Origin of the sequence: Hirschia maritima DSM 19733, from assembly GCF_000378345.1 — a bacterium.
GTDB classification, from domain to species: domain Bacteria; phylum Pseudomonadota; class Alphaproteobacteria; order Caulobacterales; family Hyphomonadaceae; genus Hirschia; species Hirschia maritima.
This window is the reverse complement of sequence record NZ_KB899544.1, coordinates 141967-154501: the sequence shown is the minus strand read 5'-3', so window position 1 is coordinate 154501 and position 12535 is coordinate 141967. Positions and strand designations below refer to the sequence as shown.

Sequence of the window (12535 nt, the reverse complement as noted above, 5' to 3'; positions counted from 1 at the left end):
GTACTAAAAATTCATGCGCCCTTAAAAGTGGCTTCAATCTGTTCGATTGTTTTGTTCTTGGTTTCTGGCACTAAGAAATAAATTAGCGCCAAGCCTACAGTGATAATTCCACCAAACATCAGGAACACTATAGCTGCGCCTGAGCCAGACAGCAGAACAGGGAATACCATTGCAGCACCCGCACTCACTAAACTAGTAACCAGCGCACATGCTGAAATTGCAATACCACGCACTCGTGTTGGGAAAATTTCTGAAAATAGAACCCACATAATCGGCCCTATTGAAATGTTGAATGCAGCAACAAACCCAAGAATACAGGCAATAACCAACCCGGCATTTAGGTTTTGCACCCCTACCTTGATCAACGCCCCTTCAAATTTTCGTGCATCATCAAAACCAAGAACTTCAACTAGCGCATTTTTAAAAGCGACATCATTTGGGTACTCAACACCTACAATGGCTTGAAGTGATTCTGTTGGCACAGAGCTAGCGAGAACGACCAAATCATCCGCTTGCAAACCGTAACTAGCTTGAGAGAATGTCCATCCAGCCACTAGCATACAAAGAGCTGCCATCGACAAACCGCCAATCAGCAAAGGACGCCGACCTACCTTATCAATTATAAGAATTGCAACGCCAGTAAAGACCATTGCAAGAACACCTAAACCAACAGAAGAGATGAAGGCCGCATTTGTACCGGCACCAGCTTGCTCAAAAACAATCGGTGCATAATACAAAAGATTATTGATACCCGTTAGCGGCTGCAGAACAGCGACTAACAAACCGACAAGTAGAGCCTTGTTCAGATGAGTTGAAACCAATTCTTTGACACTTTGCCAATTGTCAATTGTCTCTTCACCCAATGCGCTCTGCTCTAAAGCCTTTAACTCTTCATCAGCACGCTCATCAGGCATCATTAAAGACAATACCTCACGTGCTTCCTCTTGACGCCCAACGCCGTATAACCAACGAGGGCTTTTAGGAATCCCAAACAAAAGTATCAACCAAAGTATTGCAGGGATAATTTCTACCCCAAGCATCCAACGCCACATACCTGTTTCAATCCCCAAGATTGATACAGTCGTTTCTCCAGGCAAGGCCATTGATGCAATCGCGAGGTTAAGTAAAAATGCGACAGTTAAACCAATTCCAATGTTCAACTGATTGATTGAAACCATTTTTCCGCGAACGTTCGCCGGGGCCACCTCACCTATATACATTGCGGCGACTGATAATGATGTGAATGCCATACCGCCGAGCGCTCTAGCCCATGCTAACATGACCCAATTGCTTGCGAAGACAGACCCAACAGCTGACACAATATACATCGCTGCAATGACAATAAGTGTATTTTTGCGTCCTATCTTATTGGTCAGTGGTCCCACCACAAACAAAACAGGAAGAACACCCCAACCAGCGGCTGACACAACAAGTCCAACTTGCGCATCATTCAACAAAAATTCAGACCGAAAAGCTGATATCCCACCTGAAATCAGCACGATATCTAGCCCAAATATAAAACCACCAAAGGCGACCACCAAGGCACTGAAAACGGCTTTATTCTGCAAAAAACTCATATGCTTCCACCCGCTATTTTTCTCTTGAGCATGCAGGCAGATGTACGTTTTGCACAAGCACTACTGTTCAGGTTTTAAACACCCACACGATCTCTATTATTCTGTTTTTCAACTTTCTCCACAAATTATCCAAATTGTCAACAATTGACATTTATTTCATAACATTACAAAAGTGACTGAAAACATCAATGAATAGCAGATAATGGGGAGGCTGAATGGTGAGGAATAGATTTCATTCCAGACTTTCGTTTCAAATCCAACCAGAGACGAAAGTAAAATTGTGAATTTTTCAAAACATCAATTCAAGATCGTCAGTCTTCTTTTTCTTACTGTCGTAATCAACTACATCGACAGAACAAATGTCTCGATAGCTGCGTCTGGCCTCCAAAAAGACCTTAACATTAGCCCAACACAAATGGGGTTAGTTTTTTCCGCATTCTTTTGGACTTATGCACTATGTCAAATTCCAGGAGGATATGTAGCAGACAAATTTCTTCCTAGAATTTTGTATCCATTTTTGTTGATAGCGTGGTCAATCGCAACAATCCTACAAGGGTTTGTAAACTCGATGGCTCTCTTGTTGGTCGGACGCTCTGTTGTCGCAGCATTTGAAGCTCCCACTTACCCAATTAACAACAAGGTTGTCACAAGCTGGTTCCCTGAAAACAAACGTGCTTCCGCGATAGCAATATATACATCGGGGCAATATGTCGGGATGGCAGCTCTAGCGCCAGTACTATTCCTCATCCAAAAGCATTATGGCTGGCAAGGATTGTTTATTATTACGGGCCTTGCAGGCGTGATCTGGGCATTTATATGGTACGGATTGTATCGTGATCCCACCCAACAACAACTTCGTGAAATCCATAAAGAAGAAGAGAATTCAGCAGTCGAAGTAGATGAAGAAGCGAAGCCTCAATCTCAAAACATCGGTCTTGCATTCACACACCCCAAATTATGGGGCCTATATTTAGGACAATTCTGCCTAGGCACCACCACTATATTCTTCTTAACTTGGTTTCCATCCTACTTAATGGATGAAAGAGGAATTGAAATTTCAAAATCAGGTTTGCTAGCTTCATTACCTTTCGCAGCAGCCTTTTGCGGCATTCTTCTATCTGGCTTTTTGTCTGATTTTTTAGATCGAAAAGGCTATTCTAAAACAATCAGTCGTAAACTCCCTGTTCTGGTAGGGATGCTGATTTCTACTTGCACATTTGGTGTTATTTTCACTGAGAATAACGCACTAATTATCGCACTTTTATCTCTTGCTTTCTTCGGAAATGGTGTCGCTTCTATCGCATGGGTTTTCGTATCCATTATGGCCCCTAAAGATCGAATTGGGCTTGTGGGAGGTGTCTTTAATTTTGCAGGAGCAGCTTCTGCTTTTGTTACGCCACTTGTCATTGGATTTCTAATAGAAAGATCGAGTTTTTCAGCCGCTCTGATTTACATAGCCAGCGTCGCTTTATTGGGTGTGTTCATCTATTTATTTTTAGTTGGAAAAGTAGAACGTGTAAAAATCATATCTTCTGATAAAACAGATGAATTCACAGGAGAAATTTCATGATGAACCGTCGCCAGATAATTCTGACTGCTACCTCGTTAGGTGCCCTATCCGCATGTTCGCAATCAACAAAAGAAGAACCTAAAATGTCGACTTCCGACCACGGCCAAACTGATAAATCTATTCCGGACAATTTCGGCCAAATCATCGCCTTAGACGACAGTTTCAGTAATTTGGTGGACCCAAATGCGAAACTACAAGTTATCGGTTCAGGTTTTGGTTGGACCGAAGGCCCTGTATGGGACTTCAAAAGAAACTGCCTCTATTTCACAGATATATTAGGTAATAAATTACACCGCTGGAGCAAATCCAACGGCGTCGACGCACTTTTAGATCCAGCCGGTCAAGATCATGGTTTTGATTCCAGCTCAATGACACCGGGTACAAATGGAAACTGGGTCAATGCAGATGATACTATTCTTATCTGTAATCAAAATGCGCGTTCAGTTGATCGTCTAAATCTAGCAACCAATGAACGAGAAATGCTTGTTCGAGACTTTGAAGGAAAAGCACTCAACAGCCCCAATGATGTCGTGCAAACCAAAAACGGAAGCATCTTTTTCACAGATCCCCCATACGGCCACAAAGACTCATTTACATCAGCTGCACGAGAGTTAGACTTTCAAGGTGTTTACCGCATTTCTCTTGATGGAAAACTCGAGCTAATTTCCAAAGAGATGACTGCCCCTAACGGATTAGCATTCAGCCCGAATGAAGAATATCTTTATGTTTCTCAATCTGATCCAGACGCATCCATTATTCGTCGGTTCAAAGTTGAAGATGATGGCAGTTTAACGGATGAAGGCGTTTGGATAGACTTGTCTCAATTTGCTGATGATAGCCATCCAGGGCTGCCTGATGGCATGGCTCTGGACACTAATGGAAACATATTCGCAACAAGCGCTGGTGGCGTAACGATTATATCTCCAGAAGGAAAACTTCTTGGTCGAATAGTTACAGGAAAAGCCACTTCAAATTGTTGTTTTGGGGAAGACGGTTCCACCCTCTTCATCACCAGTCACGATCTTACACTACGCATAGAAACAAAAGCAAAAGCCCTCCACTGGCTATAATTAATTGGCGAGGAAACATCATGTTGAAAAGCAAACTTCTAATGTCTGCAGTCATATCAACTGCACTACTAGCGGGATGTCAGGATGAGGAAGAGACATCTTCTTCCAATATCACTGCTTCATCTCAGGAAGTAGTCGAAACATTGTTTGCTTTCGACAATGATGTTGTCCCCGATGCAAGCAATGTAGAAACCAACCTCATTGGGAATAAAAACAAAGCTCTCGCCGTAAAATTTATACCTGCGGATGCCAATTCCGAGCTAACATTTTCAGCTGATGACGAATGGAACTTCAGCAATAATGGTGATGTCGAACTTGCAATAGATTTCGAAAACCCAACTGATATCAGCACAAATGTTTTCTTTGAAGTTTTCGATGCAGCCGGCAAAAAACACACGCGTAATGCTCACGTGCCTGCTAATTTTAAAGGTACTTTCTACGCGCCTTTAACAGGCCCAGAAGTCACCGTAGATGCAGGTATTCGCTCAAACCCAGAGCCATATGATACTCAAGACACGCTTATGATTTGGCGTTTTGGAAATCGTGACGCCGACATCGGCAAAATTTCTTCCATTTCGATCAGTACCAAAGGGAATATACACGCACGCGAATTAATCCTCGATAATCTTGTTGTCCGCAAAAGTCCGCCTCTTAAAGATGGTTATTTTGAAAACCTTGTTGATAAATACGGACAAAGTGCGACCAAAGACTTTGCAAGAAAAATCAAATCCGACGAACAACTAAAAGAAGTTGCTGAAAAAGAATTAAAGCAACTCGCATCCTCAGACGGAATTGCAGATCGAAGCCGATTTGGGGGATGGAAAGATGGCCCTAAGCTTGAAGCAACAGGCTTCTTCCGTGCAGAAAAAGTAGACGGCAAATGGTGGATGGTTGATCCCGATGGTTATCTATTCTTTTCAAATGGTATTGCCAATATCCGCATGGCAAACACCACGACCGTCACAGGTGTAGACTACAAAGACGATAGCATCCGTTATATCGACCCGAACGATGTGACACCACAGGACTCCACCGACCTAAAACCAGCTCCGCGTGATGTGATGGAAACTGCTTATGTATCATCAGACCTTCGTCGCAACATGTTTGAATGGTTGCCAAGCTATGATGACGACTTGGCCGCGCATTATCACTATAGAAAATCAATATTTATGGGACCGATGGAGCATGGCGAAACCTTCAGTTTTTACCAAGCCAATATTGAACGCAAATATGGAGAAGAAACTCCACAATCTTATAAACAAAAGTGGTTTGATGTAACGTTAGACCGCATGAAAGATTGGGGTTTCACCTCATTTGGAAATTGGGTCGCAGACGAATTATACACAAATGAAAAAGTGCCCTATTTCGCCAATGGATGGATTATTGGTGACTACAAAACTCTTTCATCTGGAAATGACTATTGGGGACCAATGCCCGATGTGTTTGATCCCGAATTTGAAGCTCGTACAAAAGCTACAATTGATGTCATTGCTGAAGAAGTAAAAGGAACACCTTGGTGTATCGGGATATTCCTCGACAACGAAAAAAGTTGGGGTACGAAAGGCACACCTGAAGGTGAATACGGAATTATTCTGGATGCGTTCTCAAAAAACATTGAAGAAAGTCCTGCGAAAGCGAAATTCTCCGAGCTCTTAAAAGAGAGACATGGTTCAATCGAAGCACTCAATACTGCTTGGGGAACAGATCTTGCCGATTGGGATAGTTTTGACGTCGGTTACAAAATTACAAAAGTAAGTGATGGCATGCTGCCAGACTTATCTTTCTTGTTTGAAACTTTCTCTGAAAAATACTTCAAAACAGTACACGACACCTTAGAAGAAGCATTACCTAATCATCTTTATATGGGCGTGCGTATGGCAAGCTGGAGTATGCCAAAAGACGCTGTTAAAGCAGCGATCAAGTACACCGACGTGATGAGCTTCAACGTATATAAAGAAGGTCTGCTTGAAGACACTTGGGGGTTCCTGTCAGATTTAGACAAGCCGACACTTATAGGTGAATTCCACATGGGCTCTCAGGATGGCAATGGCCTCCTTCACCCAGGCCTGTTAAACTCCACTACTCAAGAAGATCGTGGACGCATGTATAAGGATTATCTGAAAACAGTTCTGGATAACCCATATCTAGTAGGTGCTCATTGGTTCCAATACATTGACTCGCCGCTTGCTGGTCGCGCATATGACGGGGAAAATTATAATGTTGGATTTGTATCTGTTACAGACCAACCTTACCCTGAATTGGTAGCGGCAGCCAAAGAGATAAACACAACACTCTACCCCTATCGTTTTGGGAAAACTGAAGACCCCAAATAGTTATTAAAAATTATGAGTATCATGACAAAACCAATAAAAGACATTTTTGGAAATGTACCGATTATTGCAATTCTACGCGGCGTAACTCCCGATGAGGTGTGCGCCGTCGCAGAGCAAATTCTAGATGCGGGTGTACCTGTTCTAGAAGTGACGATGAATTCTCCATCGCCACTAGAATCAATCAAGATACTCTCTGAAAAGTATGGACAGTCAGCCCTCATCGGGGCTGGCACGGTCACAACAACTGAACAAGTCCAACAAGTTCATGACGCAGGTGGACGTATCATCGTATCACCCAATACCAATGTAGCCGTAATCGAAGAAACCAAGCGCCTTACCATGTATTCTGCACCAGGCTGTTTTACGCCATCTGAGGCATTTGAAGCATATTATGCAGGAGCCGATGTCTTAAAAATGTTTCCAACAGATATCATTGGATCAGTCGGCATCAAAGCAATGCGCGCCACCCTTCCCAAGGATTCGTTAGTCGCAGCAGTTGGTGGCGTTAATGCAGCTAATATGGATGAGTTTGTAAAAGTCGGAACAAACGGTTTTGGCATAGGGTCTGCAATCTATGCTCCAGGAAAAAGCCTTGAAGATATAAAATCAGGCGCAGAAGAGTTAGTTGCTTCTGTTCGCGCGGCTTTAGCGTAAATCTAACTTATCAGGACATAAAAAGTGGCACGCATAATTTGTTTTGGGGAAATGCTTTTAAGACTTAGCTCCCCCGCTCGTGAACGTTTGTTTCAAGCTGGAAGTCTCGACACCAATTTCGTTGGTGCGGAGGCTAATGTTGGAGTTACACTTTCCCGCATGGGAAATGATGTTTCAATGATAACGGTCCTTCCAGACAATGCAGTTGGAAACGCATGCTGTGATACTCTTCACGAACAAAACATTGATACTTCAAACATAATTCGCCAAGGCGAAAGAATGGCGATTTATTTCCTCGAAACAGGTGCGATGATCCGCCCTTCGGCCATTACGTATGATCGCAAATATTCTGCATTTGCCCAAGCGTCAGAAAAAGATTTCGATTGGAAAACCCTCCTTTCAGGCGCTGGCTGGTTACACCTGTCAGGTATTACACTAGCAGTTTCCGAAGGCGCACAAAAAGCCAGCCTTGAAGCAGCCAAGATCGCTAGAAAAATGGGAGTCAAAATCTCTTTTGATTGCAATTACCGCCCTTCACTATGGACAGGTCGTGAAGATGAAGGTGTAAAAATTATCAAAGACGTTGCCGCTCACGCAGACTTAATATTCGGTGGTGACAAAGATGTGCAACTGCTATTTGGCATCACGCGAAACGCAGACAATCCTGCCGAAAGCTTTCAACGCGCCGCTCAAGAGTTCTTCGAGCAATGTCCTCATCTTGAGACCGTTTGTAGCACCAATCGCACTGTTCTCAGCGCGGACTCAAACAAATTAGCTGGATTTATCGCCACAAAAGATAGTTTTGCTCAAACAAAAGCATGGGACCTCTTCAACATTGTCGATCGTATTGGCGGCGGCGATGCATTTGCTGGTGGAGCCCTCCACAAAATAGCAGCCGGTGCGCCTCCACAAGAAATCATCGATTTTGCTGTCGCAACGTCGGCGATCAAGCACACAATACCAGGCGATTTCAACATTACTTCTGAAGCAGAAGTCAATGCATTGCTTTCAAGCTCTGGTGGGGATGTAAAACGCTAATATATGTGATTAGGAGAGTCCAAAATGCACGGAAGAAACACAGGAAATCAAATTCATCTCTCTGTTGCCTTCATCGCTTTTGGGCTCCTTTTAACTAATTGCAACGAGTTAGCCTCTCGCAACCCAAACAATGCTGAAAGCTCCGAGAAAGTGCTAGAACAAATCCAAATTAGAAACGAAAACCTTGTTCTAAAGCTAATCCCAGAAAAAGGCGGTTCCATACACTCTCTTTCTTGGAACGGAATCGATATTCTACGTCCAATGCCTGAGGATGCCGATGATATTGTGGATGTTGCAAGTTTTCCACTCGTTCCAATCGTCAATCGAATTCCCGATGGCGAATTTGAATTTGAAAGCAAAAAGGTTGACTTGGACGGAAACTTCATGGGGCTTCCCGATTTTATTCACGGACATGGGTGGAAATCCAGCTGGCAAGTTATCTCCCAATCCAATGATAAAATTATTCTACAATTTGATCATTCATCTGGAAAATGGCCATGGTCGTATACCGGTCAACAAACATTTGAACTGTCAGACAATTCTCTATCAATGGAATTAAGTGTCACCAACACAAGTTCAACCAACATGCCAGCCGACATTGGTTTTCATCCCTATTTCCCAACAACCTCCAACACCAAATTACAATTCCAATATGATGGATATTGGAGCACCAATGATAAGGGACATGCTTTAGAGAAAATTCCCGGTTCCTATCGTCAAGATTTTACAAAAGGTGCTGATTTGATTGATCCAATTATGACGGATCAGACGCATTACGGTTATGAAGGTAGAGCTGTTCTCAGCGAGTCCGGTCGCCCAGATACAGTGATTACATCTTCAGAAAATATCACAAACTTACATGTGTTCTTCCCACCAAATGGGAACTATGCAGCCATAGAACCCACATTGGGAAGGGGCAATCCTTTTGGAACTGAAGAAAGAGAAATCAATACCTTAGCACCAAATGAAACACTGTCCGCATGGATGAAAATCTCGGTAGAACCATAACCCCAAATACTATATGCGACATGCTAAAACAGGAAAATGAAGCTTAACTTCTTTTGGCAACCAGTGCCTCAAAGAAGGTTTGGGCGGCATCAACCGCTTTATCTTCCCAATTATTGACGTCGCCCAATAATGGATAAACATGATGACGCAGACTTACAAAGCCATGTGTTATCGACCAAATCTCAATTGCAATTTCTCTATTCTGCTGATCGGTATTGTTTGGAAAGAGTTTAGTGACATGCTTCACAAGGATTGAAAAAGCACTGATCGCAACGTCTTTTGCTTCATTGGACGGCTGATACTCAGCTGAGTGATCTCCAAATATGAGCTTGTAATACGCCTCGTTTTCAATTGCATTCTTCAAATACCGACGCACCAAAACAGCAACAGTTTCACTTGATAAGTCATACTCTTCTTCAAGTGTCATCGCCTCTGCTACAAGTTCAAACCCGCGAATATACAAGGCATCTAAAATGCCCTGTTTCCCATCAAAATGACTATATATTCCGATAGTTGAAACGCCGGCTTGTTTTGAGATTGCTCTGACGCTCAACGCTTGGGTGCCTCCCTCAAAAAATAACTTTGAAGCAGCTTCCAATATCTTCAATTTTGCATCGGCCATATGCAAGTCCTTGACAAAACATAACAGTGTTATAGCGTCGCAACCATAACACCGTTATACTGATGGGTATTTGTAACCCGAAATGTAACCCCAAAAGCAATACCTTGGAGGAAGAAAATGTCGAGAAATCATTTGGAAACGGACTATCTTATAGTCGGTGCTGGTGCTGTGGGGATGGCATTTACAGATGTAATTCTCAAAGAGACTGATGCAAATATTATACTTGTTGATCAGCATCACAAACCTGGTGGCCATTGGAACGATGCGTACCCTTTTGTGACTCTTCATCAACCTTCAGCTTATTATGGTGTTAGTTCTGTAGAGCTTAGCCGCGGCCAAAAAGACCTTACCGGATGGAACAAAGGATTGGGTGATCTAGCATCCGGTGCAGAAGTAAGCGCCTACTTCGACAATGTTATGAAACAACATTTTCTGCCATCTGGTCGCGTTCAATTTCATTCCATGTGTCGCTATGACGGAGATAAGAAATTTACCAATATTTTGAGCGGCGAAGAATTTGATGTTTCAGTTCGCCGTAAAACCATCGATGCGACGTTTCTAAAGACCACCGTACCTTCCACCCACACACCAAATTTTTCGATCTCCCCTGATGTTCAATTTATGCCATTGAACAATCTTCCCAAGGTTAGAAAGACACCAGCGGGTTATGTTGTCATCGGCGCAGGAAAAACAGGAATCGATGCTTGCCTATGGTTATTGGAACAAGGGGCAAGCCCTGACAGCATTCAATGGATCATGCCACGTGATGCATGGTTGTTAGATCGCAAAAACACGCAAGCAACCGAAGAATTTTTCTTTGATGCAATTGGTTCACAAGCGGGTCATCTTGAAGCTATTGCGACCTCTGAATCTATCCATGATATGTTCGATAAACTCGAAGCATGTGGTTGGTTTTTACGCATTGATGAAAATGTACGTCCTTCAATGTTCCACGGTGCAACCGTTTCCCAAATGGAATTAGAGCAACTGCGCCGAATAAAGAACATTATTCGATTGGGCCGCGTACAATCTATTGAACACGATAAAATAATACTAGACCAAGGCGAGATACCAACCTCCCCCGATCACTTGCACATTGACTGTTCAGCACGGGCTATCTCAAACGAAGAAATCAAACCAATCTTTCAAGGCGATTTGATTACACCGCAAATGGTGCGCTCTTATCAGCCGGTATTTAGCGCAGCTTTCATCGCACACACCGAAGCGGCTTATGGCACTGATGAAGAAAAGAACAATTTCTGCGGTGTTGTACCTCTCCCCAACCACGATACGGATTTCATCAAATTCACTGCCGCTTTTCTGATGAACCAATACAAATGGGGACAAACACCAGAAATCAGAAAATGGCTTTTTGAAAACCGATTAGACGGCTTCAGCAAACTATTGGCGAGTGTAAAACCAGAAGACACCGAAAAATCCGCTTTATTAGACAAATTGCGTGCAAATGCGCCATTGGCGGCAACCAAACTCTTTCAATTCATGAATGAAATAAACTGAGGGAAACACCATGTTGGAATTTCAGGTAACAAGATCAAACCTCCATCAATTTCGTTTAATCGAAACAGACGCCCTTAGCCCCATTCAAAATGGTGAAGTTCTTGTTCGCATTGAGCGATTTTCGTTTACTGCCAACAATATCACCTATGGAGTTGCAGGTGATCAACTTGGATATTGGCACTTCTTCCCTCCACATGGAGAAGACACATCTGAGCAAGGCATATTACCGGTTTGGGGATTTGCCGAAGTTATAGAAAGCAAATCCGATGAGCTCCCCATAGGTGACCGTTTATATGGATACTTTCCACCAGCCGAAAAACTAAAAATGCGTCCAACAAATGTATCCAAAGGACAATTCATCGACGGTTCTGAACATAGATCAAAGCTCCCTCCCGGATATAATGTGTATCGCCGAGTAGAAGCTGAGCCTGGTTATAATCGCGCAATAGATAACCATCGTGCGCTCTTATTCCCCTTGCACGTTACTTCTTTCTGTTTATGGGACAGCCTACAAAACAAAGACTGGCACAATGCTGAGCAAGTGCTTGTTCTAAGCGCTTCGAGCAAGACAAGTTTAGGGCTAGGGTTTGCGCTTAAAGAAGATACCAATGCTCCTCATTCAATCGGTCTCACATCGGCGAGAAACGCAGGTTTTGTAGAGAGCACCAACTATTTTGATCAAACTCTCACTTATGATCAGCTTGAGAAAATTGATAAATCCAAGCCAACCGTAATCGTTGATATGTCCGGTAATGGAGACCTTTTAGGAAAACTTCATAAGGCTCTTGGTGACAATCTTATGCACTGCATCAACGTTGGAATGACCCATTGGGACGAAGGTGTTCAAAACAAAGATATCAATGCTGAAAAGTCTGAATTTTTCTTCGCGCCCGGCCATATCCAAAAGCGTTTAAAAGACTGGGGTCCACAAGGCTTCGCTGAAAAATCCGGCTCTTTCCTCATGAAATCAGCGCAAGCAAGCGCAACATGGTTAAAAGTGAAGGAAGTTGAAGGACTAGCGGAGCTGGAAACGTATTATCCCCAAATTCTTGATGGTAAATTTGCACCGGAAGAAGGATTGATAATCAAGCTGTAGCGATAGTGTATCTCTTCAGGGAGGATATCTTTTTTCTTCCCTGATCGGG

General features: G+C 43.1%; 10 protein-coding genes. 8 read left to right on the top strand and 2 right to left on the bottom strand.

Annotated elements, in window-relative coordinates; genetic code table 11:
- Positions 1-11: 11 nt before the first annotated feature.
- Positions 12-1577 (bottom strand): MFS transporter, encoded by a 1566-nt coding sequence (locus F551_RS0100640; RefSeq protein ID WP_018995533.1) that lies wholly within the window; start codon positions 1575-1577, stop codon positions 12-14.
- Between the two features lie 280 nt (positions 1578-1857).
- Between F551_RS0100640 and F551_RS0100635 the strand changes: the two genes are divergently transcribed.
- From F551_RS0100635 to F551_RS0100610, 6 genes are read left to right on the top strand one after another with little or no spacing between them, the layout of a single operon-like run.
- Positions 1858-3147 carry an MFS transporter gene (locus tag F551_RS0100635; protein ID WP_018995532.1) on the top strand — a complete coding sequence of 430 codons (1290 nt, stop codon included), beginning with the start codon at positions 1858-1860 and terminating at the stop codon, positions 3145-3147.
- Complete coding sequence (locus tag F551_RS15990; RefSeq protein ID WP_018995531.1) at positions 3144-4217, top strand: SMP-30/gluconolactonase/LRE family protein; 1074 nt, start codon at positions 3144-3146, stop codon at positions 4215-4217. The genes F551_RS0100635 and F551_RS15990 overlap by 4 nt, the downstream gene beginning before the upstream one ends.
- A 20-nt stretch (positions 4218-4237) precedes the next feature.
- On the top strand, positions 4238-6550 hold the full coding sequence (locus tag F551_RS0100625) for a beta-galactosidase (RefSeq protein WP_033404353.1): 2313 nt from the start codon (positions 4238-4240) through the stop codon (positions 6548-6550).
- Between the two features lie 21 nt (positions 6551-6571).
- Positions 6572-7204: a 2-dehydro-3-deoxy-6-phosphogalactonate aldolase gene (locus F551_RS0100620; RefSeq protein ID WP_155825681.1), complete on the top strand. Its 633-nt coding sequence runs from the start codon at positions 6572-6574 to the stop codon at positions 7202-7204.
- 24 nt (positions 7205-7228) lie between these two features.
- A complete protein-coding gene (locus F551_RS0100615) occupies positions 7229-8242 on the top strand; it encodes a sugar kinase (protein WP_026296566.1) in 1014 nt (337 codons plus the stop codon).
- Positions 8243-8266: 24 nt separating this feature from the next.
- Positions 8267-9250 carry an aldose 1-epimerase gene (locus F551_RS0100610; protein ID WP_018995527.1) on the top strand — a complete coding sequence of 328 codons (984 nt, stop codon included), beginning with the start codon at positions 8267-8269 and terminating at the stop codon, positions 9248-9250.
- Between the two features lie 43 nt (positions 9251-9293).
- Here the strand turns inward: F551_RS0100610 and F551_RS0100605 are convergent, their stop codons facing one another.
- The gene (locus F551_RS0100605) at positions 9294-9872 is read right to left on the bottom strand and encodes a TetR/AcrR family transcriptional regulator (protein WP_018995526.1); all 579 of its coding nucleotides are present in this window, start codon (positions 9870-9872) and stop codon (positions 9294-9296) included.
- Between the two features lie 117 nt (positions 9873-9989).
- On the opposite strand from F551_RS0100605, the gene F551_RS0100600 reads away from it, so the two are divergent.
- Together F551_RS0100600 and F551_RS0100595 are read left to right on the top strand one after the other, a co-directional pair.
- Positions 9990-11390 carry an NAD(P)/FAD-dependent oxidoreductase gene (locus F551_RS0100600; protein ID WP_018995525.1) on the top strand — a complete coding sequence of 467 codons (1401 nt, stop codon included), beginning with the start codon at positions 9990-9992 and terminating at the stop codon, positions 11388-11390.
- A gap of 10 nt (positions 11391-11400) precedes the next feature.
- Complete coding sequence (locus F551_RS0100595) at positions 11401-12486, top strand: DUF2855 family protein (RefSeq protein WP_018995524.1); 1086 nt, start codon at positions 11401-11403, stop codon at positions 12484-12486.
- Positions 12487-12535 lie beyond the last annotated feature (49 nt).